Origin of the sequence: Primorskyibacter sp. S187A, from assembly GCF_049800955.1 — a bacterium.
Classification (GTDB): domain Bacteria; phylum Pseudomonadota; class Alphaproteobacteria; order Rhodobacterales; family Rhodobacteraceae; genus JAKVBH01.
This window is the reverse complement of record NZ_JBNAGA010000001.1, coordinates 2,191,137-2,213,500: the sequence shown is the minus strand read 5'-3', so window position 1 is coordinate 2,213,500 and position 22,364 is coordinate 2,191,137. Positions and strand designations below refer to the sequence as shown.

Below are 22,364 nucleotides of genomic sequence, written 5' to 3'. Positions count from 1 at the left end.
GGTCGTGTTACGCCGAAGGGTCGTCAGTATGACGATTTGGCCTTGTCGGATGTTCGGGATCTTTTGGGGGATCGTCCGCGGCGTCGGGATTTGTTGATCGAGCATTTGCATCTTTTGCAGGACGCCCATGGCCATCTGTCGGCGGCGCATTTGCGGGCGTTGGCGGAGGAGATGCGGCTTTCGATGGCGGAAGTTTACGAGGTTGCAACCTTTTATGCGCATTTTGACGTGGTCAAGGAAGGCGAGGCGCCGCCGCCGGCCGTGACGATTCGAGTGTGTGACAGCCTGTCTTGTGAGCTTGCCGGGGCACAGGCGCTCAAGGCGGCTCTGGAAGAGGGTCTTGATCCAGATGAGGTGCGCGTGCTGCGTGCGCCGTGTATGGGGCGGTGTGATACCGCGCCGGTGCTCGAGCTGGGGCACCATCATATTGACCACGCGACGCCTGAGAAGGTGCAGACGGCCATCGCGTCGGGCCAGACCCATGCGCATGTGCCGCCCTATGAGGGGCTGGTGGCCTATGAGGCGACGGGTGGCTATGAGGCGCTCAAGGCGCTGCGGGCGGGCGGCGATTGGGAAGCGGTGCAGGACAAGGTGCTTGCATCGGGGCTGCGCGGGCTTGGCGGCGCGGGCTTCCCCTCGGGCAAGAAATGGGGCTTTGTGCGGGCCAATCCCGGTCCGCGCTACCTTGCGGTGAATGGCGATGAGGGGGAGCCGGGAACCTTCAAGGACCGTTACTACCTCGAGCGCACGCCGCATCTCTTCCTCGAAGGCATGCTGATCGCGGCCTGGGCGGTGGAAGCGGAGACCTGCTTCATCTACATGCGCGATGAATATCCGGCGGTGCTGCATATCCTCGCGACGGAAATTGCGGCGCTGGAGGAGGCCGGCCTGGTGGCGCCGGGGTATATCGATCTGCGGCGCGGCGCGGGCGCCTATATTTGCGGCGAAGAGAGCGCGATGATCGAGAGCATCGAGGGCAAGCGCGGCCTGCCGCGCCACCGCCCGCCGTTTGTGGCGCAAGTGGGTGTCTTCGGTCGTCCGACGCTGGTGCATAATGTCGAGACGCTGCACTGGGTGGCGCGGGTTTGCCGCGAGGGGCCTGAGGTGCTGAGTTCGGTGGAAAAGAACGGGCGCACCGGGCTCAGAAGCTACTCGATCTCGGGGCGTGTCCAGCAGCCCGGCGTCTATCTGCTGCCTGCGGGCTCGACGATCCTGGACCTGATCGAGGCGGCGGGCGGCATGGCGGAGGGCCATGTGTTCAAGGCCTATCAGCCGGGCGGGCCCTCAGCGGGGCTTTTGCCTGCGTCGATCAGTGACGTGCCGATGGATTTTGACACGCTGCAGGCCCATGGCACCTTCATCGGATCTGCCGCCATCGTGATCCTGAGCGATCAGGACAAGGCGCGCGATGCCGCGCTCAACATGCTGCGCTTCTTCGAGGATGAAAGCTGCGGGCAATGCACGCCCTGCCGCGTGGGCTGCGAGAAGGCGGTCAAACTGATGCAGGCGGACAGGTGGGATCAGGGGCTGCTCGAAGAGCTCAGCCAAGCCATGGTCGACGCCTCCATCTGCGGCCTCGGACAAGCCGCTCCAAACCCCATCCGACTCACTATCAAACACTTCAAAGAGGAAATCTGAGATGTATTCTCAGAGGTTCCAAAGCAGATAGGGTGACGCAGACCTCCCCACCGCCTCACACTTGCCCGAAGTGATGGCGCGGCTGGCATCAACAGAGGGCCTGATGGACGGGATCGTGCGCGTCGTCCTCAGCGTGGTGGCTTTTGCCATGCTGGGTCTCTACCTGTTCAATCCGGGCGGGCTGGCCGAGCGGTTCGATTTGTTGGCATTTGGCCTGCTGGCTTTCGCGGGATTGCCCTGGTTGGGCGCTTTCTTGAAGAGCTTCAAATTGGGCGAATTCGAAGCGGAGCTGCAAGATGCGCGCAGCGCCGCGGCCGAGGCCAAGCAAAAGGCCGATGCCGCAAGTCAGGCCGCCTCTGAGGCCAGCGAGACAGCCGTGGACGCCCGCGAAATGGCTGAGGATGCGAGCTTGGTGCAACAAGCGCCGCCCACTACCTCAGAGCAGGCGTCCCTGGCCACATTGGAAGACATCGCCGCGGAATATGTCGCCACACGCAAAGCCATGTCATCGGGAAACGCGCGCACCGCCCGGATGACGCGCCTGTTTGCGCAGATGGAGCAGGTGGCGGGGCAATTGCTGCCCGAGACGGATTTGCTGGGCTGGCTTGAGAGCGAGAACGAGGGGCAACGCCTGGCCGCCTTGGCCTGGTTGCGCGGCGATCCGGCCCGCGCCTTGCCCTCTGCGCTGCTCAGCGCCATTGAGAGCGCGCGCCAGCCTTTCGTGCAATATTGGGCGTTGCGGGTCCTGTCGATGCGGGTGGATCTCAAGGGGCGCGCAGATTTCGCGATCAACGATGTCACCCGGCTCGAGGCGCTCCAGCATCAGATGAAGCGCGGCACGGATCGCTATATCCAGGTGCGCCGCATCCGGGAGAAGCTCGATCGCGCGTAAATCCCGTTACCAGTTTTTGTAGACCGCACAGGCGCATCCCTGCGCCCGGGCGCGTTTGCAGATCTGAACGGCCGTGGCGCGGGCGTTGCGGCTGATGCGCGCCATGTAATATCCACTGCGTCCGCGAACGCGATTGTTCACATGGATGATGTCAACCTTGGCACCGCGCACCGCAGAGCAGCTTGCCGTCACGCGCCGGAAATTGGCGCGTGCCGCCTTGCGCGTCTTGCCATAGGCCAACTGCGCGCCCCAGCGGGCGACCTTCGGCTTGGGCGGCGTGACGGTCAGCGCGCTCACGCGGCGGTCTTGCGCCATATTGAGGCAGGCCCGCTGAAAGGGCTTTGTTTTGGACAGGCGCATGTCGTGGTCCTCGGGCGGCGTGTCACGCCAGATCTCGGCGCTGAGCCCGGTGATGACCCGGACGTAGTCGATCGTCTCACGGGCCAGCCCGCCGCCTTTGAGCAAACCGTCCGCGCGCCGCTCACCGCCATTATAGGCAACCGCTGCCAGTCCCATATTGCCGTATCGCTGCGTGAGCTCACCCAGATAAGCGGCGGAATGCGCGAGGGCGTCAGCGGGATTGTATGGGTCTTTCAAGCCGCGAAGATCGGCCGTGGAGCGGATGAATTGCGCGATACCCATGGCATTGGCATGGGAGAGCGCATTGGAATCAAAGCGGCTTTCCTGCCAGATGAGCCGCGCGAAGAAATGGGGATCCAGCCCATGGCGCAGGGCCTGACGTTCGATTTGCCCGCAGACATCGAAGGCGAAATGCGCGGTCCGCACGCATTCGACGGGGCCAAAGAGGCCTTGTGAGCAAAGCCGCCCGGGCGCGCTGTCACGCGGTGCGGCGGACAGTGATCCGGCGAGTGACGAGCAAAGCAAAAGTATTGAGAGGAACAAAAACCGCATCCTCGCACTGTGGCGTCTCATCTCACTGCGTCAAGCGGGCCTTTTCTTGCCCGGGCGCAGTGTATAGGTGGGATGCAGGCCACAAGGGGTGCAAAAAGCCATGTCCTTTTTCAAGAAGATGAAAGAGCGGCTGTTCAAGTCTTCGTCCAAGCTGGATGAGGGGCTGGAAGCGATTGTTGAGGATGGCGGCGTGGTCGAGGAGATTGCGGAGGCCGCGCCGGACACCCTGGCGCAGGAGGCACAGCAACGCGCGGAAGAAGCCCGGCAGGCCGACGAGGCGCGGCTTGCGGAGGAAAGACGCGCCGCAGAGCAAGCCCGTCTGGCGCGCGAGGCGGAGGCCGCCGCCCATGCCGCGCGGCTTGAGGCAGAGGCGCAGGCCGCAGAACGGGCGGCAAAAGAGGCTGCAGATCTGGCGGAGGCGCAGGCTCAGGCAGAGAAACGGGCACAAGACCAAGCCAGACGCGACGAAGCGGCCGCACAGGCCGCCGCCCGGCAAGATGCCGAAAGACAGGTGCAAGCCGAACGCGAGCGCGCGGCCCGCCAAGAACAGGCCCGTGCCGCTGAGGAGGCCGCGCGGCGCGAAGCCGAGCGTGCCGAAGCGGCCCGGCTGGCACAGATCGAAGCCCGCGAGCGCGCCGAGGAAGAGGCGCGTGCCGCCGAGGCCGCGCGTGCCGCAGAACTGGCCCGCGCCGAGCAAGAGGCCGCCCGTCGCGCCGCCGAAGCAGAAGCCGCCGCCGCCGCGCCGAAGTCTCCTGGCCTGCTGGGGCGCATTCTGGGGCGGAGCTCCAGCGCGCCTGTCATGCGCCGCGAGCTCGATGACGACATGTTGGAGCAACTCGAAGAGCTGCTGATTGCGTCGGATATGGGCGTGGATACCGCCTTGCGCATCACGGCCAATATGGCGGAAGGGCGGATGGGCAAGAAGCTTTCCGTTCAGGAAATCAAAGAGCTCTTGGCGCAGGAGATTACCCGCGTGATGGAGCCAGCCGCGCGCCCCATGCCGCTCTATCCGTCCAAGCCGCAAGTGGTTCTGGTGGTGGGCGTGAATGGCTCGGGCAAGACCACGACGATAGGCAAATTGGCCAGCCAGTTCCGCGCCGCGGGAAAGTCTGTTGTCATTGCGGCGGGCGATACGTTCCGCGCCGCCGCGGTGGAACAGCTGCAGGTCTGGGGCGACAGGGCGGGTGTCCCGGTTTTGACGGCGCCCGAGGGATCGGACCCGGCAAGCCTTGCCTTTGACGCGATGGAGAAAGCGGCCCGTGATGGCGCGGATCTCTTGCTGATCGACACGGCCGGGCGTTTGCAGAACCGAACGGACCTGATGGAAGAGCTCGCCAAGATCGTCCGGGTGATCCGCAAGAAAGACCCTGATGCGCCGCACAATACGCTGCTGGTGCTGGATGCGACGACGGGGCAAAACGCGTTGTCACAGGTCAAGACCTTTCAGGAACTGGCGGACGTCTCGGGCCTCGTGATGACCAAGCTCGACGGTACCGCCAAAGGCGGCGTGCTCGTGGCGCTGGCGGACAAATTCGGCCTGCCGATCCATGCCATCGGCGTGGGCGAACAGATCGATGATCTCGATGCCTTTGACCCGGAGGATTACGCCGCCGCCCTCACAGGCCTCACCTTGCAGGAATGATCGCCCCCCTTCCTCTTGCCAAAAACATCCCGGGGGAGGCGCAGCCGGGGGCAGAGCCCCCGTCCTCGCGATGCTGACAGAGTGGGTCCTGGCCATTGAGGGCACCGAGGCGGGCCACAATGTGGCGCTCGGTTTGGCCCTTTTGGCGGCGTTTCTCCATGCCGTCTTCGGCGCGTTGCAAAAAGGGCGGCACGACCCCTGGGTCAGTCGCGCGGTCATTGATGTCTGGATATTTGTCCTCGCAGCCCCGCTGGCGCTCTTCGCTGTGCCGTGGCCGGAAGCGCATCTTTGGCCGATCTTGCTGGGCGCGCTGGTCATCCATTTCGGCTACAAGTGCCTGCAAGCCGCCGCCTATACGCGCGGGGCGTATACGGTCGTTTATCCGGTTGTGCGCGGCACAGGACCACTTTTTACGGTTTTTGGCGCCTATTTGCTCTTTGGGGAGGCGTTCACCGGGATCCAATGGGCGGGCGTCGCGGTCCTGCTTTGCGGGATTTTTGGTCTGGCGGCCTACAATCTGGCCTTCCTCGAAACGGATCGCGCCACCTTGCGCCCCGCGTTGTGGCTTGCCGTGGCCACGGGGCTTTTTGTGGCGCTGTATACCACCTATGACGCCTATGGGATCCGCGCCAGCAGCGATCCGTTTACCTTTCTGGCGTGGTTCTTTTTCGTGACGTCGCTGGACATCCCGCTTCTGGTCGCCCTGCGCCAACGCCACAAGTTTGCCCATCTCGCGCTGCGCCCGCTCATGATCCGTGGCGCCATGGGGGCCGTTATCGCGTTTTTGTCCTTTGGATCCATCATGTTGGCCACTCGGCTCGACAAGGTGGGCGAGGCGGCCATATTGCGGGAAACATCGACGGTCTTCGCGGCTCTGATTGGCTGGCTGTTCTTGCGTGAAACAGTTGGTCCGCGCCGCATGGCGTTGATGGCTTTGATCGCGGCAGGGGCCGTGATAGTGGAATTTGGCGGATAAGGAGACCATTCCCCATGAGCAATGCCCGCCCGGTCAATCCCATTTTGAAACAGGTCCTCGAACTGGGCCCGCCGATTGCGTTTTTCGTGATCTACATGCGCATCCGCGATGAGACCTATACCATTGGGGGCACGGAGTATTCCGGCTTTATCGTCGCCACTGTGGCCTTTGTGCCTATCTTGCTGGTGGCCATGGGTGTGCTCTGGGCATTGACCCGTGAAATCAGCCGCATGCAGGTTTTTACGGCCTTCATGGTGATCTTCTTCGGGGCATTGACGGCGTGGTTCAATGACGAGCGGTTCTTCAAGATGAAGACAACGCTGGTCTATGGGTTCTTCGCGGTGATCCTGGGTATCGGCCTGTTGCGGGGCAAGAGCTACCTGCAATATGTGCTGGCCGATGTGCTGCCCATGCGGGAGGAGGGATGGATGATCCTCACCAAGCGTCTGACGCTCGCGTTTACAGCGCTTGCAGTGGCCAATGAGATCATCTGGCGAACGATGTCGACCGATCTGTGGGTCAAAATCGAAACCTTTGGCTTCCCGATTGCGCTCTTTGTGTTCCTGTGGCTCCAGTTTGCGGCTTTGCAGAGCTATCTGGAGACGGAGGAGGATAGCGACACAAGCACGTGATGGCGCCTCAGGCGAGTTGGGGCAGCGCCCCGTGCTGGGCCTGAGACGTCGCAGGCTCTGATTGAAGCCGTCGCGACAGATGCTCGAACCCGAGATCGCCCCGAATAAGCGCTGAATAAAGCCCGAACACACCTGCACGGCGGTAGGGAGCGGCATGGTTGATCCGGCCCTCGGCGGGAGCAATCTCATGGCCCAGCGTCGCCAATGCGGCACGGGTGGCCGGGTGATCGATCTGCAAGCTCAACGCGTTGGCGTGTGGCAAGGGGGCCAGCCCAATGGCGCGATCGCCCGGGCATGGCTTTGCAATCATGCTTTGAAACAAAAGATCAAAGAGCAGGTTTTCCCGGCTTGTGGCGTGAAGCACCTTGAGATGGGGCGATGCTGTCTCAATCATGGTTTGGTCCAGAGAACTGCGATATTCAGCCGCCGCCAGAAGGATAAGGCTGCGCAGGCGCGTGTTTTGCGCCTGTGCTGCGGCGCTGAGGGCGACGCGCGCGCCCATGGAATGGCCCAGAATATGCTGGGAGCGGCTTGGGCTGAGCATGGCCACGAGATCGCTCAATTGGGCCACAGACCTGCCGATCTCGGCAGCGCGCGCGTAAACCGTCTGCAAACGTCCCCGGGCATGCCATCCGATGGCGAGTTTGACACCGCCGGTCCTGAGCCGCCCAGGCCAGGAATTCGGATTGGCGCGCGGGGCGGCAAAGATCGTTTTATGAGGGCAGCGACGGTTGTGGCCCGGCGTATATTTGTAGCCATGGATCAGGAAAGTGACCGGGCCCGGGTGTTGCGTCAGCGCTTGCAGCAGAACGGGGCGCAGCGCGCGGGGCGATCCAAAGAGGCGCGGCGTTTCGCCCTCGATGGCCAGTTGTAGAAGTGCCATGCTGCTGCCCCACTATATCTTGTAGCGATCAGAGGGCTTAACGCTATGACACTGGCGTAAAGGGGCGGTTACATCTGCGTAACGGTCTTGACCATTTGCGCGCAACACCGTAACTCCCACCTCAAGACGTGGCGATTTGTTTCCGGATTGCGGGCCACGGTAAAAACACACCGCTAAAAGGTTGAAACGACGCCCCTTCGGCCTGACAGGCCCATCTGGGACCCCCGTTCGCCTCGCCGGATCGGGGGTTTTGTTTTGGAAGGGATAACCCATGAGTGATGATCTGAATCCACGCACGAAAGCAGTGCATGCAGGCACGCGCCGTTCGCAATACGGCGAGGTGAGTGAAGCGCTGTTTCTTACGCAGGGCTTTGTCTATGACACGGCGGAAGCGGCAGAAGCGCGGTTTTTGCAATCGGGGCCAGACGAGTTCATCTACGCGCGCTACGGTAATCCCACTGTGGCCATGTTCGAGGAGCGCATCGCCGCGTTGGAAGGTACGGAAGATGGCTTTGCCACGGCCTCCGGCATGGCGGCGGTCAACGGCGCGCTCATGGCATTTCTGAAGGCGGGGGATCATGTGGTCGCCGGGCGCGCGCTCTTTGGCTCCTGCCTCTACATCCTTGAGAATATCTTACCGAGATATGGCGTTGACGTCACGCTGATCGACGGAACGGATCTTGATGCCTGGCGCGCGGCCGTACGGCCGGATACGCGGTTGTGTTTCTTCGAGACGATTTCGAACCCCGCGCTGGAAGTCGTTGATATTCAATCCGTTTCCGAGATTGCGCATGCGCAGGGCGCGCTCGTTGTTGTGGATAACGTGTTTGCAACGCCGGTGTACTCCAAAGCCGTTCAGCAAGGCGCTGATATTATTGTGTATTCCACAACGAAACACGTGGATGGTCAGGGCCGTGCGCTGGGGGGCGTGATCCTGGGGTCCAAGGAGCATATCCGCGGCGCGATTGAGCCTTACATGAAGCACACGGGCGGCGCGATGAGCCCGTTTAACGCCTGGGTCATGCTCAAGGGTCTGGAGACCATGGAACTCCGCGTCCGGGCCCAGACAACCAATGCGATGGTGCTGGCCGAAGCTTTGCAGGGGCATGAAAAGCTCTCGCGCGTGATCTATCCGGGCCATAGCTCGCATCCGCAACATGACCTTGTCTCTCGGCAAATGGGCGCGGGCGGCACGATTTTGAGCTTTGACATCAAAGGCGGGCGCGATGCAGCGTTTCGGTTCCTCAATGCGCTGGAGATCGCGGTGATTTCCAACAATCTGGGCGATGCAAAATCCATCGCGACACCTCCTGCGTTCACGACCCATCAACGCTTGCCGGATGCGCAAAAGGCCGAATTGGGCATTACACCGGGGTTGGTGCGGTTCTCCTGCGGGATCGAGGATCCTCAGGACCTTGAGCGGGATATCCTGCGCGCCTTGGAGGCGGTTTGACGCCAAGATGCGTCGGTTTTGATCCAGTTTTCCCACCGGACGTATACAAGCTACACAATTGCAATTATGCCTCTCGCGCTTATCTTAAGTCGCGTGAGGCACCGGAGGGGAAGCGCACATGAACATCTACACGCCCGACGTCGATCGTAAGCCCAGCAAGGAAGAAGCTGAACAGGCGCTGGCTGTGTTGCGCCAATGGGCGGGCAAATCCGGCGATGCGGAGATCGTGGCGCTCGATGGAGACGTGCTGCGTCTTTTACCCGACTACACGCCCGAGTATCCCGAGCTCTCGACGGTCTATCCGACGGATTTCGAGGTCGACAGCACGTACAAGGCGCGCATGCCCGATTTGCAAAATGGCCCGGCCAGCCTGATCCGGGGCGCCAATGAGCCGATCCAGCATGTAGGCATCTCAAACTTCCGCTTGCCCATCCAATACCGCACCCGCGACAACGGCACATTGATGCTGGAGACCTCCGTCACTGGCACAGTCAGCCTCGATGCGGACAAGAAAGGCATCAACATGAGCCGCATCATGCGCTCGTTTTATGCCCACGCCGAGAAGACCTTCAGTTTCGATGTCATCGAAGCGGCGCTCGATGACTACAAAAGCGATCTCGAGAGTTTCGACGCGCGCATCCAGATGCGGTTTTCTTTCCCGCTCAAGGTGAGCAGCCTGCGCTCAGGTCTCTCCGGCTACCAATATTACGATATTGCCCTGGAGCTGATCGAAGTTGCGGGCGTGCGCAAAAAGATCGTGCATCTTGACTATGTTTACTCGTCCACGTGTCCGTGTTCTCTGGAGCTGTCTGAGCATGCGCGGCAGGAACGGGGCCAGCTGGCCACACCGCATTCGCAGCGCTCGGTGGCGCGCATCAGCCTTGTGCTGGCGCCCGGAACGCCATGCTTGTGGTTTGAAGACCTGATCGAAATGTGTCGCACGGCTGTGCCGACGGAAACGCAGGTGATGGTCAAACGCGAAGACGAGCAAGCCTTTGCAGAGCTCAACGCAGCCAACCCGATTTTCGTGGAAGACGCGGCCCGGCTCTTTTGTGAGCAGCTGCAAGTGGATGGGCGCATCGGCGATTTCCGCGTCGTGGCGAGCCATCAGGAGAGCCTGCACAGCCATGATGCCGTCAGCGTGCTTGTCTCGGGCCCGACATTTGACACAGGCTCCATCGATCCCAAGCTCTTCGCGAGCCTCATCCACACCGGCTAGACGCTCAACGATGCGGCATGTGCTGTCGTTTTACGCAATTAAAAAGACGCAGAGGTGCTGATGTGCCCCTGCGTCTTGTCTTTTTGCGGGACAGTCTAGCTGACTTATCAGGGCCATCGTTGCAAGGCGCGCTGGGAAGAGCGAACGAGCTGTTAAGCATTCACCAAGTGTTAGCCCTGCACTTGGTATCTTTGGGTCGGACCTGTTTCCGATCAGATCAGAGGGGCGCATGCCATGACGCTGTCGAATGTTCAGTTTGCCTATCCGGCGCCGGGGTGGCGCGCGCGTCTGGATCTGTTTGTCCTGACCCTGGGGCTGGGCATGAACCCACAGTCGTTGACGCGCGGTCGGATCAACGAGATTGCGCAGCTTGAAGGTTTGAGCGACGGCGAGTTGGCGGCGCGTGGCCTCAGACGGGCGGACATCGCGGCCCATGTCTTTCAGGACATGTTCTCACACCGGTAATCTCGCAGGGCCCACAGCCGCTCTTGACACTGCACCAAGCTCGCGCCAACGCTCCACACATGGTGGACCTGCGCCCAGTTGGATATGTGATTGGCCTCTTGGTGGCCGTCTTGGGCGTCATGATGCTCTTGCCCTTTCTCGTGGATCTCGCGGAGGGGCGTGGCCATTGGCCGGTGTTCATTGAAAGCGCGGTTATCACAATCCTCGCAGGCGGGCTGACCGCCCTGGCCTGTTCCAACGGGGTGCAGAAAGGTCTCAACATTCAGCAGACATTTCTGCTCACCACGGGTGTCTGGGTGGCTTTGCCCATTTTTGGGGCCATCCCTTTCATGTTGGGCGAGACGGACGCGCGTTTTATCGATGCCTTCTTTGAGGCGATGTCCGGACTGACGACAACGGGTTCGACGGTGTTCTCAGGCCTCGATGAATTGCCAAAGGGTCTGCTGCTGTGGCGCGGGCTTTTGCAATGGTTGGGGGGCATTGGCATTATTGTTGTCGCGATGGTGTTCCTGCCCGAGCTGCGCGTGGGCGGGATGCAGATCTTCCGCTCGGAAGGGTTCGATACCTTTGGCAAGATCCTGCCCCGGGCGACGCAGATTTCCAGCCGTATTTCCACGATTTACATCACGCTGACACTGGCCTGCGCGGGCGGCTATCTTCTGGCGGGGATGAACGCCTTTGATGCCACCGTGCATGCCATGACCACCGTCGCTACAGGCGGTTTTGCCAATTATGACGCGTCCTTTGGCGCGTTTTCGGCCTCTGCGGAATATGTGGCGGTTCTCTTCATGGCGCTGGCAGCTTTGCCCTTTGTGCGGTTTGTCCAAATGACAACGGGGACCGTGCGCCCGATCCTGACCGACGCGCAGGTGCGCGGCTTTTTCATGACGGCAGCCGTTCTCGTCACGGGGCTGTTTTTGTGGCAGGTCAGCGTCTTTGGCATGGAAGGGGAGGCAGCGCTGCGCAAGACGTTGTTCAATGGCATGTCGATCCTCACGGGAACGGGCTATGCCAGCACGGATTACATGCTCTGGGGCGGCTTGCCGGTGGCGGTGATCTTCTTTGCAGGTCTCATTGGAGGCTGCGCGGGCTCGACGGCCTGCTCGATCAAGATTTTCCGCTACCAGCTGCTCTTTGCCTCGATCCGGGCGCAGATCCGGCGCATCAGAGCCCCCCATGGCATCTTTACGCCGCGCTATGACGGGCGCACCGTGAGCGATGATGTTTTGAGCTCCGTGATGTCTTTTTTCGTCTTCTTCGTGGTCTCACTGGGTGTGTTGTCTGTGGCCCTGTCGCTGACGGGTCTGGATTTTGTCACCTCGATTTCCGGGGCATCCGCAGCTTTGGCCAATATCGGCCCGGGCCTTGGCGATGAGATTGGGCCTTCGGGGAATTTTGGCGGCTTGAATGATGCCGCCAAGTGGATGCTGGCGCTTGCGATGCTCATCGGGCGGTTGGAACTGCTCGCGGTCTACGCGATTTTCACACGGTACTTCTGGAGAGCTTGATGGGAAAACTGGGTGCGGAAATGGCGCATGCATTGGCGGCCCGTGGGGTTGATGTCATCTTTGGCATTCCCGGGGTGCACAATATCGAGATGTATCGCGGTATCGAGGAGGCGGGCATCACCCATGTTCTGGCGCGACATGAAGGCGGGGCGGCGTTCATGGCGGATGGCTATGCCCGCGCCAGCGGGCGGCCGGGCGTATGCCTCACGATCACGGGTCCGGGATTGACCAATGCCATGACGGGGTTGGGGCAGGCCTATTCGGACTCAGTGCCAGTGCTCTGCCTGTCCTCCTGTCTCGACCAAACTGCCGGACCGCGCGGACAGCTGCACCAGATGCGTGATCAACGCGCCGCGGCGGCCACGGTCTGCGATTGGGCGCTTGAGGCTCAAAATGCCGATGAGGCTTATGCATTGCTCGACCGCGCTTTTGCGGAATTCGCGAGCCAACGACCGCGCCCGAAATATATTCAGGTGCCGATCGCTGCGGCGGGGGAGGAGGCTGCCCCTGCGGCACCTCCAGCTGCGCGCCCTGCACCCGCCCAAGTGGCCTACGGGCAGATCTCGGAGATTGCCGCGCGTCTGCTTGCAGCACAAAAGCCGCTGATCATTTTCGGCGGCGGCGCGGCCCGGGCAGGGGTCCATGCGGGCGCGCTTTTGCAGATGACGGGGGCTGCCGCCTTCACGACATATGCGGGGCGCGGTCTGGTCCCGGTCGACTATCCCTTGAGCTTTGGCGCGATGCTGCCGCGCCCCGAGAGCGCGCGTGTTCTGGCCGCCGCCGATCTGGTCGTTGTCTTTGGCTCCGAGCTGGCGGAAGTGGATTTGTGGCGCGATGAATTGGGCGGCGAGGCGCTGGTGATCCGCGTGGATCTCGACCCTTCCGTTCTGGCGCAGTGCAAGGCCGGCGATATGCCAGTGCTGGGCGATGCGGCGGGCTGTATCGAGGCCCTCGGGGTGGCGATCCGCGCGCGGGCTGAAGATCAGCCGCCCAAATGGGCTGCGGGTGAGGTTGCACAGATGCGGGCGCGGTGGCGCGCGGAGGTGGATGCGGAGCGCCCCGGCATCGTGCCGCTTTGCGATGCGCTGCGCAGCATGGTCCCGCGTGATGCCTTGATCTACTCGGATATGACCCAGTTTGCCTATGTGGCCAAGGAGGTTTGGGATATGGGCGCGCCGGGGCTGTGGCACCATCCCACGGGGTTTGGCACGCTGGGCTATGCTTTGCCCGCCGCCATTGGCGGCGCCATGGCGCGGCGGGGGGCGCCTGTGTTTTGCATCGCGGGAGACTACGGCTTGCAATATACGCTCCAGGAGCTGGCCACAGCGGTGGAGCTCAAACTGCCCGTGGTGATCCTTCTGTGGGACAACACCGCCCTCAAGGAGATTGCGGATGCCATGACCGGTGCGCAAATTCCGCCGACCGCGACCCATGTGGAAAACCCTGATTTTCTGGCGTTGGCCCGGGCTTATGGCGCGCGCGCGACGGAGCCGGGCACTTTGGCGGCGTTGTCCGAGGCGGTCATGCAGGCGCAAGAGGCGCAGGGGCCGACCCTTATTCGGATGACGCCGCGTTTGCTGGGCTAGGGAGCCTCCGGCGGGAGTTTTCGGGCAAGATGAAAGCGCAAGGTCTTGCGAACATTCAGAGAACAAGGCTTAACATCGGAGCTTGTGCAAGATAGGATGCGGCCATGAGCAGTTTTGATGATTTTGATGCGTTCGAAGCGGCGTCTTCGCTGTCCGCGCGTGCGATGGCGGCGCGGCCTTCGCCCTATCTCGATGAGTTGAATCCGGCCCAACGAGAGGCGGTGGAGGCGCTCGATGGTCCGGTCTTGATGCTGGCGGGGGCGGGTACGGGCAAGACCAAGGCCTTGACCACGCGCATTGCGCATTTGCTGAACACGCATAAAGCGCGGACCAATGAAATCCTCGCGGTTACCTTCACGAACAAAGCCGCGCGCGAGATGAAAAACCGTGTGGGGCGCCTGCTGGGTCAACCCGCGGAAGGCATGCCATGGATGGGCACTTTTCACGCCATTGGTGTGAAGCTGTTGCGTCGGCATGCTGAATTGGTGGGGCTCAAGTCCAATTTCACGATACTCGATACGGACGATCAATTGCGCCTGCTCAAGCAATTGGTTCAGGCCGCCCATATTGATGACAAGCGTTGGCCGCCACGCCAGCTTGCGTCGATCATCGATGGTTGGAAAAACCGCGCCTGGACGCCGTCTTCGGTCCCGGCGGCAGAGGCCAGCGCGTACAATCAGCGCGGCGTGGAGCTTTATGCGCAGTATCAAACGCGGCTCAAGGAGCTGAATGCCTGTGATTTCGGCGACCTGCTGTTGCACATGGTCACGATTTTCCAGACCCATGAGGATGTCTTGCAGCAATACCAGCGTTGGTTCCGTTACATCCTCGTGGACGAGTATCAGGATACCAACGTGGCGCAATATTTGTGGCTGCGGCTGCTGGCCTCGGGGCACAAGAATATCTGTTGTGTCGGCGATGACGATCAGTCGATCTATGGATGGCGCGGGGCGGAAGTTGGCAACATCCTGCGCTTTGAGACGGACTTTCCCGGCGCGAAGGTCGTTCGGCTGGAACAGAATTACCGTTCGACGCCGCATATCCTCGCGGCGGCGTCTGGCGTGATTGATGGCAACAAGGATCGGCTCGGCAAGACGCTTTTTACCGATGCGCAGGACGGCGAGAAGGTGCGCCTGATTGGCCACTGGGACGGTGAGGAAGAGGCGCGCTGGGTTGGGGAAGAGGTCGAGGCGATGCAATCTGGCACGCGCGGTATGCGGCCCTTTTCGCTGGATCAGATGGCCATCCTCGTGCGCGCGTCGCACCAGATGCGCGCCTTTGAGGATCGGTTCCTGACCATCGGTCTGCCCTATCGCGTGATCGGTGGCCCGCGGTTTTACGAGCGGATGGAGATCCGCGATGCCATGGCCTACTTCCGACTTGTTGTGAGCCCCGAGGATGATCTGGCGTTTGAGCGCATTGTGAACACGCCCAAGCGGGGGCTGGGGGACAAGGCGCAGCAGACGATCCAGCGCACGGCGCGCGAAAACGGTGTGTCGCTGAAAGAGGGCGCGCGGCTTTGTGTTGAGGGTGGCCTCATCAAGGGCAAAGGTGGCGCTGCGCTGCGCGTGCTTGTGGATGGGCTTGATCGCTGGTCCCGCATGACGGGCGAGGCGGGCCTCTCTCACACCGAGCTTGCGGAGATCATTCTCGACGAGAGCGGCTACACCACCCATTGGCAAAATGAAAAAACCCCCGAAGCACCGGGGCGACTTGAGAACCTCAAGGAGCTTGTCAAAGCGCTGGAGCAGTTCGAAAACCTGCAAGGCTTTCTCGAGCATGTCAGTCTGGTGATGGACAATGAGAGCGACGATGGTGGGGCCAAGGTCTCCATCATGACGCTCCACGCGGCCAAGGGGCTGGAATTCCCGGCGGTCTTCTTGCCGGGTTGGGAAGACGGGCTGTTTCCGTCGCAGCGTTCCATGGATGAGAGCGGGATCAAGGGCCTCGAGGAAGAGCGCCGTCTGGCCTATGTGGGGATCACCCGCGCCGAGGAGGTCTGCACGATTTCCTTCGCTGCCAACCGGCGTGTTTTTGGACAGTGGCAAAATGCGCTCCCGTCACGGTTCATTGATGAGCTGCCTGAGGCGCATGTGGATGTTTTGACGCCGCCGGGTCTCTACGGCGGCGGCATGGGGGCGCAATCCATGGGGTCGGGCATCGAATCCGGCCTCGAGGATGCCGCGGCGGCCGCGAATGTCTACAATTCGCCGGGCTGGCGGCGCTTGCAGGAGCGCTCATCGCAGCGCCCAATGTCGCAGCCGCGCGAAAGCAAGAACATGGTGATTGATGCCGCTGCCGTGTCCTCCCATGTGATGGGCGATCGGGTCTTCCATCAAAAGTTCGGCTATGGCGCCATCATCGGGGTTGAGGGCGACAAGCTTGAAATCGATTTCGAGAAGGCAGGGATCAAGAAAGTTGTGGCGAAGTTCATCACTGGCGCCGACGACGTTCCATTTTGAGATCAGGTGGGCAAAGGCCTGCGCCATCTCCAGTATCATGTTTCCGGTCTGCCAAGAAAAAACGGCGCCGCGGGAGGTGCGACGCCGTCTCTTTATGTGGAAATTGGCGAGGGAGAGGTGCCAATTCCCGTGTCAGACGACTGGTGAAGGGAGGATCGCCAGCCTGTCTGTCGAAACCCGGGAGCAATAGGGAGGAGAGCCGCCGGGTTTCTGGTGATCCATTGAGCGAAAAGGGAGGAGGACGCTCGCTGGATGTCTGCCCTTTCGGGCGTTGTAAAAAGGCGACGACATCGATGGGAGGAAAGATGCCGTCGCAGCTATCGTTCACGCCAGGGAGGAGGAGAGGCGCGTCCGAAACCTTATTGGTAGGCCGATTGATACGCGATGCGGCGGATCATGGACGGTGTGATGCCGAGATCATCAAGTTCGCGCGGAGTAAGCGCGGACAGCTCTGCAAGGGTTTTGCGGTAAATCGTGTAACGCGTCCAACGCAGACGGAGAGTTTGGAAGATGTCGGCCACGCGGGCGAAGAGCCCGGTGCTGTGATGTGTGTTCGTTGTGATATGTGCCATGTCTTGTCTCATAGGCTATCGGGTTTGGTTGTAGGCAGTATGTAGGGAAATGCTGCAGCTGCACAATAGCCTCCGCATCAATGCTGCTATGCAGCAATTGCATGGGAAGACGCCTTGATTTCGGGCAAACCAGACAGCTTTTCGGGCAACGCCTTGAAAGCGATTGTTCAGACACCACACTACCACCCAAGTGATCAATATTAAGGCGGGATACGAATATGGCCGATCTGACGGAACAGGTGAAGCAGGCTCTTGCGCGATTGGCCTTGCCTGATGGGGGGGATTTGATCTCCCGCGATATGGTGCGCGCCATTTCGGTTGAGAACGGGATGGTGCGGTTTGTTATCGAAGCGCCGAGCCCGGAGATCGCCCAGCAGATGGAGCCCCTCCGGCAAGCGGCCGAAAAGCTTGTCGGGCAGCTTCCCGGCGTGACCCGTGTCACCGCTGCCCTGACGGCGCACGAGGCCAAGGCGCCGCCGTCGCTCAAGATCGGCGGCCATCCCAAGCCGCAAGCCGACCCGATGAAGCCCAGCGGTGTGGCGCGGATTCTGGCGATCGGGTCTGGCAAGGGCGGGGTTGGCAAATCCACCGTGACGTCCAATCTCGCAGTGGCTCTGGCGAAGCAGGGTCGCAAGGTGGGCCTGTTGGATGCCGATATCTACGGGCCGTCGCAGCCGCGTATGATGGGTGTATCCAAACGTCCCGCAAGCCCCGATGGCAAGACGATTATCCCTCTGCAGAACCATGGCGTCACGATCATGTCCATCGGCTTGATGCTGGAAGAGCGCAAGGCCGTGGTCTGGCGGGGGCCGATGTTGATGGGGGCGCTGCAACAGATGCTGGGGCAGGTGGCATGGGGCGAGCTTGATGTGCTGCTCGTGGATCTGCCGCCGGGAACCGGGGATGTGGCCATGACATTGTGTCAGAAATCGGAGGTTTCGGGCGCGATCGTTGTGTCTACGCCTCAGGACGTGGCGCTTCTGGATGCGCGCAAGGCGCTTGATATGTTCCAGACCCTCAAGACGCCGGTTTTGGGATTGATTGAGAACATGTCCGTCTTCACATGCCCGCATTGCGGCAAGGACAGCCATATCTTTGGATCTGGCGGCGTCGTGGCGGAGGCAGAGGCGATGGGGGTGCCGATCCTGGGTCAATTGCCCATCGATCTCGACACCCGGCTGGCAGGAGACAGCGGAACGCCGGTGGCCGCAGGGGATGGCAGCATGGCCGAGGCCTATGCGCGTCTCGCAGATCGGTTGATCCAGGGCGGCATGGCCTGAGGCGCTATACAGCGAGTCAGTTTGGGATTTCATGGAATCTGGGCAAAACGCTTGCCCGGGTGTCGCAGCGCATGGCCCATCCTCAGGCAATTCCGTGTGGAATTATCTGGAGAAATGCGGGTATTCTCTGCGTAAGGCGAAAAACTTTGGTATTTCGCGGGATTTTTTTGAACGCTCACCCGGATACTACATTTAGTGTGCTTGGAATTTAGGATCACATCATCCGCGAGAAAATGGCTGCCATCGGCGTATTTTCAATGTCCGAAAGCAACCAGCGCGCCCGTTTCTAGGCGCAATTCCCGTAAAAACCTGTTGATTTCCATGAATTCCCATGGCATCCCTTGTTCATCGAATGAGAACGGGCACACGGGGCAACGACCCCAACCGCAAAAAACAAAAACAAGCAGGTTTCATACAGGCGCTCACTCATTCTCAGGATCCGGCGCGCGGGCGAGCAGACATCCCCCCAGGTGGCGCGCGCAGTCGGAGATATCCCGCCATGCGGGATCAGCGGCGGGTTGATCAGTGGCAGCAGATCAACCCGCCGTTTTTAGTTTCAACCCCGGGGGAGAGGAGCAGGCACGTTGGGTCCGAGCTTCAGAGGCGAGTTCAACCAGAAGGTTGACAGCAAGGGGCGCATGTCGATCCCTGCTGATTTTCGCCGTGTGCTCGAAGCAGGCGATCCCAAATGCCCTGAAAATCCCAATCCCCGGCTGGTTCTGCTCTACGGTCCACATCTGAAGAACTGCCTGCATGTCTACACGATCGAAGCCATGGCGGAAATCGAGGAAGACATTCAGAAGCTCCCGCGCGGTTCAGCAGAGCGGCGAACCGCCTCGCGCATGATCCTCGGGCGGGCCTGGGAGACGGAGGTCGACAAAGACGGCCGGATCGTTCTGCCCAAGGACCGCCGCATCCAGATCGGCCTCGCAGAGACAGGCGGCGAGACGATGATGGTCGCCATGGGTGACTATTTCGAGCTTTGGAACTCTGAAACCTATGAGCGCGAAGTCTCGGCTGAGATGGACGCCTTCCTTGCAGAACAGGACGACGACTTTGATCCGCTCTCCTTGTTGGGCGGAGCTTAGGCGATGGCTACTGCGGATCATGCCCCGCACGCAGCGCATATTCCTGTGCTTATAGATCCTTTGATTGACGCGGTTGCCCCGGTCTCGGGCGTGTGGCTCGACGGGACCTTTGGCAATGGTGGCTATACGCGCAGGCTGGTGGAGGCGGGCGCATCGCATGTGCACGCGGTGGATCGTGATCCGCTGGCGGAAGACAAGCTGCGTGCCCTGCCTGATGATATCCAGGCAAAGACATCCTTTCACGCGACGGTTTTTTCCCGGATGGATGAAGTGGCCACAGGGCTCGATGGGATTGTGCTCGATCTGGGCGTGTCGTCGATGCAGCTGGATCAGGCCGAGCGCGGGTTTTCGTTTCTTCGCGATGGTCCGCTTGATATGCGGATGAGCCAGGAGGGCGAGACTGCGGCGGACCTGATAGATCGGCTGGACGAGCAACAACTGGCCGGTGTGATCTACACCTATGGCGAAGAAAAGGCCTCACGCCGGATTGCCCGGGCAATCAAGGCGGCGGGGCCGCTCACGCGGACGGGTGAGCTTGCGGAGATTGTCGAGCGCTGTTTGCCGCGCGCCAAACCGGGGCAGAGCCATCCCGCCACGCGCACCTTTCAGGCGTTGCGGATCGCGGTGAATGATGAATATGGCGAGCTCTATCAGGGCCTTATGGCCGCCGAGCGCGCTTTGAAAGAAGGCGGGTTTCTCGCTGTCGTGACGTTTCATTCCATCGAGGATCGCATGGTCAAGCGCTTCTTGCAGGCGCGCGCAGGCCGCACGGGCAATGCCAATCGCTATGCGCCAGAGGCTGTTCAGGTTGATCCGCAATTCGAACTTGTGACGCGCAAGGCCGTTGGCCCGTCGGAGGCAGAGCTGGCCCGCAATCCAAGGTCGCGCTCCGCCCGTTTGCGGGTGGCACGGCGCACGGGCGCTGCCGCCGGCGAGATTGACGCCAAATCCATTGCCACACCGCTACTCAAGGGGAGAGACTGATGCGGTCGTTTATGTATGTGTTGACGGCCTTGGCCGTCGTTGGGCTCGCGTTCTGGGCCTATCATGAGAATTACAAGACGCAGGAAGCCCTGTCCGAGACAGCCAAGCTCAATCGCGAAATCGGCGAGCTGCGGGCGCGCGTGTCGGTGCTCAATGCGGAATGGGCCTATCTCAACCGGCCCGATCGGTTGCGCGATCTCGCGGAGTTGAATTTCCCGCGCATGGGTCTTTTGCCGCTGCGCGCTGAGCAGTTTGGGCGCGTCGATCAAGTGGCCTTTCCCCCTCTGCCCACGACGCTCGTGATTTCCGATCCCGTGGATGTGACCGGCCTTGGCGCCCCCCAAGGGGAGGTCTCGCAATGACACGGACACCGCTGCGCCCGCTGGCGCGTATTTTAGAGGCCCGTGTGAAGGGCGAGAACCCCGACGCCATTGAGCGCGAAAACATCCGGCTGCGCCATGAAGAAATGCGCGATCTCATGCGCTCGCGCGCCGAGAGCCGTTTGCTTGTGCTTGCCGTCATGTTTGCCTGCGCCTTTCTGGTGGTGGGCGCGCGCATGGGGCTTTTGGCTGCGTCCGAGCCGGCAGAGCCTCGCGCGCAGAGCTCAGGCGCGTCAATCATTGCGCAACGCGCTGATATTGTTGACCGAAAAGGCCGTATCCTCGCCACCAACATGGAGACGCATTCGCTCTACGCACATCCCCACCAGATGATTGAGCCCGAGCGCGCGGCCCGTGCGCTGGCGGAGATCTTCCCGGAGATGAAAGAGGAAGACCTGCTGCGGCGCTTCACGGATGAGAAGCGGAAATTCGTCTGGGTGCGCAAGAAGCTCAGCCCGGAGCAGAAGCAGGCCGTCCATGATATTGGTGAGCCCGGGCTGCTGTTTGGCCCCCGCGAGATGCGTCTTTACCCCAATGGCGCGCTGGCCGCGCATATTCTGGGCGGCACAAGTTTCGGGCGCGAGGGCGTGCATTCTGCCGAAGTCATTGGCACGGCGGGCATTGAGAAGTATTTCGACGCGCTGTTGCGCGATCCCGCCCGCGAAGGTGCGCCTCTGGAATTGTCTCTTGATCTGACGATCCAATCCGCTGTCGAGCAAGTGCTGCAAGGTGGCAAGACGATCATGAATGCCAAAGGCGCAGCGGCGGTCTTGATGGATGCCCATACGGGCGAGGTGATTTCGCTGGCCTCGCTGCCGGATTTCGACCCCAATGATCGACCGCGCCCTGCGGTGGAGGGCGATCCATCGGACAGCCCCTTGTTCAACCGCGCGGTCCAGGGGGTCTATGAGCTGGGTTCGACCTTCAAGATCTTCACCTCGGCCCAGGCGCTCGAATTGGGGTTGGTCAACCCGAATACGATGATCGACATCCGCGGGCCTCTCAAGTGGGGCAAGCACCGTATTCGGGATTTCTCCAACTACGGCAAGGAGTTGTCTACGACGAAGGTGATTGTGAAATCCTCCAACATCGGGACAGCACGGCTTGCCCAGATGATCGGGACCGAGCGGCAAAAGTCCTTCCTCGACCAGCTGGGCATGTTCGATATCACGCCGCTGGAGATTATTGAGGCGCGGGGTGGCAAGCCTCTCTTGCCGCCGCGCTGGTCGGAGTTGTCTACGATGACGGTCTCCTACGGCCACGGCATTTCCACATCGCCGCTGCATCTGGCCTCGGGCTATGCCGCGATTGCCAATGGCGGCCATCTCGTGCAACCAACCTTGCTGCGCCAGAACGGCCCACAGCTTGGCGAACGGATCATCTCCGAGCGGACCGCAGCGCAGTCACGTGCCATGCTTCGCCTCGTGGTGAGCCATCCCGACGGGACCGCCAATTTTGGCGACGTGCCGGGCTATGCTGTTGCGGGCAAAACGGGGACCGCAGACAAGACCAACGCGCGCGGCCAATATTATAAAGACAAGAACATCACGACATTCGCCTCGGTCTTTCCCGTGCACGATCCGAAGTACGTTTTGATCCTCGTGCTCGACGAACCCAAGATTTTTGCCGCTGGTGAAGAGCGGCGCACGGCAGGCTGGACCGTTGTGCCCGTCGCTGCAGAACTCATCACGCGGATTGCGCCGCTTTTGGGGCTGCGGCCCACCGTTGAACCCAAAAGCCTCGCTGGTATAAGCCTCGTGAAAGACTGAAGCCTTGCAAGGCAGGTGAGGCA

Annotated in this window: 19 protein-coding genes and 1 riboswitch; of the genes, 16 read left to right on the top strand and 3 right to left on the bottom strand. The window is 61.3% G+C overall.

Annotation, left to right across the window (positions count from 1 at the left end):
• Both ACP15S_RS11005 and ACP15S_RS11000 read left to right on the top strand, forming a co-directional pair.
• The coding region (locus tag ACP15S_RS11005) for an NAD(P)H-dependent oxidoreductase subunit E (RefSeq protein WP_425039620.1) at positions 1-1,638 on the top strand (1,638 nt) is incomplete at its 5' end.
• A gap of 73 nt (positions 1,639-1,711) precedes the next feature.
• Positions 1,712-2,530 (top strand): hypothetical protein, encoded by an 819-nt coding sequence (locus tag ACP15S_RS11000; RefSeq protein ID WP_425039619.1) that lies wholly within the window; start codon positions 1,712-1,714, stop codon positions 2,528-2,530.
• Between the two features lie 6 nt (positions 2,531-2,536).
• On the opposite strand, the gene ACP15S_RS10995 is transcribed toward ACP15S_RS11000, so the two are convergent.
• A complete protein-coding gene (locus tag ACP15S_RS10995; RefSeq protein WP_425039618.1) occupies positions 2,537-3,442 on the bottom strand; it encodes a lytic transglycosylase domain-containing protein in 906 nt (301 codons plus the stop codon).
• A gap of 100 nt (positions 3,443-3,542) precedes the next feature.
• Here ACP15S_RS10995 and ftsY point away from each other — a divergent pair, with 100 nt between their 5' ends.
• The 3 genes from ftsY to ACP15S_RS10980 all read left to right on the top strand — a co-directional run bounded on the left by ftsY (position 3,543) and on the right by ACP15S_RS10980 (position 6,692).
• Positions 3,543-5,084, top strand: a complete 1,542-nt coding sequence (gene ftsY / locus ACP15S_RS10990) for a signal recognition particle-docking protein FtsY (protein WP_425039617.1) — start codon at positions 3,543-3,545, stop codon at positions 5,082-5,084.
• Between the two features lie 70 nt (positions 5,085-5,154).
• Positions 5,155-6,060, top strand: coding sequence for a DMT family transporter (locus ACP15S_RS10985; RefSeq protein WP_425039616.1), 906 nt, complete (start codon positions 5,155-5,157; stop codon positions 6,058-6,060).
• Positions 6,061-6,074: 14 nt separating this feature from the next.
• Positions 6,075-6,692 (top strand): inner membrane-spanning protein YciB, encoded by a 618-nt coding sequence (locus ACP15S_RS10980; protein ID WP_425039615.1) that lies wholly within the window; start codon positions 6,075-6,077, stop codon positions 6,690-6,692.
• A gap of 7 nt (positions 6,693-6,699) precedes the next feature.
• Here ACP15S_RS10980 and ACP15S_RS10975 read toward each other — a convergent pair whose 3' ends face one another.
• A complete protein-coding gene (locus ACP15S_RS10975) occupies positions 6,700-7,575 on the bottom strand; it encodes a hypothetical protein (protein ID WP_425039614.1) in 876 nt (291 codons plus the stop codon).
• A gap of 118 nt (positions 7,576-7,693) precedes the next feature.
• Positions 7,694-7,772, top strand: a riboswitch (SAM riboswitch).
• Positions 7,773-7,846: 74 nt separating this feature from the next.
• On the opposite strand from ACP15S_RS10975, the gene metZ reads away from it, so the two are divergent.
• The 6 genes from metZ (at position 7,847) to ACP15S_RS10945 (ending at position 16,268) form a co-directional block, all read left to right on the top strand.
• Positions 7,847-9,028 (top strand): O-succinylhomoserine sulfhydrylase, encoded by a 1,182-nt coding sequence (metZ, locus tag ACP15S_RS10970; protein WP_425039613.1) that lies wholly within the window; start codon positions 7,847-7,849, stop codon positions 9,026-9,028.
• A 118-nt stretch (positions 9,029-9,146) separates the two neighbouring features.
• Positions 9,147-10,247: a GTP cyclohydrolase FolE2 gene (gene folE2, locus ACP15S_RS10965; protein ID WP_425039612.1), complete on the top strand. Its 1,101-nt coding sequence runs from the start codon at positions 9,147-9,149 to the stop codon at positions 10,245-10,247.
• Positions 10,248-10,481: 234 nt separating this feature from the next.
• Positions 10,482-10,712 carry a DUF1127 domain-containing protein gene (locus tag ACP15S_RS10960; RefSeq protein ID WP_425039611.1) on the top strand — a complete coding sequence of 77 codons (231 nt, stop codon included), beginning with the start codon at positions 10,482-10,484 and terminating at the stop codon, positions 10,710-10,712.
• Positions 10,713-10,771: 59 nt separating this feature from the next.
• On the top strand, positions 10,772-12,220 hold the full coding sequence (locus ACP15S_RS10955; protein WP_425039610.1) for a TrkH family potassium uptake protein: 1,449 nt from the start codon (positions 10,772-10,774) through the stop codon (positions 12,218-12,220).
• Entirely contained in the window at positions 12,220-13,806 is a 1,587-nt protein-coding gene (locus ACP15S_RS10950) for a 5-guanidino-2-oxopentanoate decarboxylase (protein ID WP_425039609.1), read from the top strand. Before ACP15S_RS10955 ends, ACP15S_RS10950 begins: the two co-directional genes overlap by 1 nt.
• A gap of 104 nt (positions 13,807-13,910) precedes the next feature.
• Positions 13,911-16,268, top strand: a complete 2,358-nt coding sequence (locus ACP15S_RS10945) for an ATP-dependent helicase (RefSeq protein WP_425039608.1) — start codon at positions 13,911-13,913, stop codon at positions 16,266-16,268.
• Positions 16,269-16,627: 359 nt separating this feature from the next.
• Here the strand turns inward: ACP15S_RS10945 and ACP15S_RS10940 are convergent, their stop codons facing one another.
• Entirely contained in the window at positions 16,628-16,840 is a 213-nt protein-coding gene (locus ACP15S_RS10940) for a DUF1127 domain-containing protein (RefSeq protein WP_425039607.1), read from the bottom strand.
• A gap of 218 nt (positions 16,841-17,058) precedes the next feature.
• Here ACP15S_RS10940 and ACP15S_RS10935 point away from each other — a divergent pair, with 218 nt between their 5' ends.
• The 5 genes from ACP15S_RS10935 (at position 17,059) to ACP15S_RS10915 (ending at position 22,341) form a co-directional block, all read left to right on the top strand.
• Positions 17,059-18,120, top strand: coding sequence for an Mrp/NBP35 family ATP-binding protein (locus ACP15S_RS10935; RefSeq protein WP_425039606.1), 1,062 nt, complete (start codon positions 17,059-17,061; stop codon positions 18,118-18,120).
• A gap of 638 nt (positions 18,121-18,758) precedes the next feature.
• Positions 18,759-19,208 (top strand): division/cell wall cluster transcriptional repressor MraZ, encoded by a 450-nt coding sequence (locus ACP15S_RS10930; protein ID WP_425039605.1) that lies wholly within the window; start codon positions 18,759-18,761, stop codon positions 19,206-19,208.
• A gap of 3 nt (positions 19,209-19,211) precedes the next feature.
• Positions 19,212-20,192, top strand: coding sequence for a 16S rRNA (cytosine(1402)-N(4))-methyltransferase RsmH (gene rsmH, locus ACP15S_RS10925; RefSeq protein WP_425039604.1), 981 nt, complete (start codon positions 19,212-19,214; stop codon positions 20,190-20,192).
• Positions 20,192-20,554 carry a cell division protein FtsL gene (gene ftsL, locus ACP15S_RS10920; RefSeq protein WP_425039603.1) on the top strand — a complete coding sequence of 121 codons (363 nt, stop codon included), beginning with the start codon at positions 20,192-20,194 and terminating at the stop codon, positions 20,552-20,554. Before rsmH ends, ftsL begins: the two co-directional genes overlap by 1 nt.
• Positions 20,551-22,341 carry a peptidoglycan D,D-transpeptidase FtsI family protein gene (locus tag ACP15S_RS10915; protein WP_425039602.1) on the top strand — a complete coding sequence of 597 codons (1,791 nt, stop codon included), beginning with the start codon at positions 20,551-20,553 and terminating at the stop codon, positions 22,339-22,341. The genes ftsL and ACP15S_RS10915 overlap by 4 nt, the downstream gene beginning before the upstream one ends.
• Positions 22,342-22,364: the final 23 nt, after the last annotated feature.

Coding starts and splice junctions, on each gene's coding strand:
- ACP15S_RS11000 (WP_425039619.1), top strand. CDS start 1,712: ATGGCGCGGCTGGCATCAACAGAGGGCCTGATGGACGGGATCGTGCGC.
- ACP15S_RS10995 (WP_425039618.1), bottom strand. CDS start 3,442: ATGCGGTTTTTGTTCCTCTCAATACTTTTGCTTTGCTCGTCACTCGCC.
- ftsY (WP_425039617.1), top strand. CDS start 3,543: ATGTCCTTTTTCAAGAAGATGAAAGAGCGGCTGTTCAAGTCTTCGTCC.
- ACP15S_RS10985 (WP_425039616.1), top strand. CDS start 5,155: ATGCTGACAGAGTGGGTCCTGGCCATTGAGGGCACCGAGGCGGGCCAC.
- ACP15S_RS10980 (WP_425039615.1), top strand. CDS start 6,075: ATGAGCAATGCCCGCCCGGTCAATCCCATTTTGAAACAGGTCCTCGAA.
- ACP15S_RS10975 (WP_425039614.1), bottom strand. CDS start 7,575: ATGGCACTTCTACAACTGGCCATCGAGGGCGAAACGCCGCGCCTCTTT.
- metZ (WP_425039613.1), top strand. CDS start 7,847: ATGAGTGATGATCTGAATCCACGCACGAAAGCAGTGCATGCAGGCACG.
- folE2 (WP_425039612.1), top strand. CDS start 9,147: ATGAACATCTACACGCCCGACGTCGATCGTAAGCCCAGCAAGGAAGAA.
- ACP15S_RS10960 (WP_425039611.1), top strand. CDS start 10,482: ATGACGCTGTCGAATGTTCAGTTTGCCTATCCGGCGCCGGGGTGGCGC.
- ACP15S_RS10955 (WP_425039610.1), top strand. CDS start 10,772: ATGGTGGACCTGCGCCCAGTTGGATATGTGATTGGCCTCTTGGTGGCC.
- ACP15S_RS10950 (WP_425039609.1), top strand. CDS start 12,220: ATGGGAAAACTGGGTGCGGAAATGGCGCATGCATTGGCGGCCCGTGGG.
- ACP15S_RS10945 (WP_425039608.1), top strand. CDS start 13,911: ATGAGCAGTTTTGATGATTTTGATGCGTTCGAAGCGGCGTCTTCGCTG.
- ACP15S_RS10940 (WP_425039607.1), bottom strand. CDS start 16,840: ATGGCACATATCACAACGAACACACATCACAGCACCGGGCTCTTCGCC.
- ACP15S_RS10935 (WP_425039606.1), top strand. CDS start 17,059: ATGGCCGATCTGACGGAACAGGTGAAGCAGGCTCTTGCGCGATTGGCC.
- ACP15S_RS10930 (WP_425039605.1), top strand. CDS start 18,759: ATGTCGATCCCTGCTGATTTTCGCCGTGTGCTCGAAGCAGGCGATCCC.
- rsmH (WP_425039604.1), top strand. CDS start 19,212: ATGGCTACTGCGGATCATGCCCCGCACGCAGCGCATATTCCTGTGCTT.
- ftsL (WP_425039603.1), top strand. CDS start 20,192: ATGCGGTCGTTTATGTATGTGTTGACGGCCTTGGCCGTCGTTGGGCTC.
- ACP15S_RS10915 (WP_425039602.1), top strand. CDS start 20,551: ATGACACGGACACCGCTGCGCCCGCTGGCGCGTATTTTAGAGGCCCGT.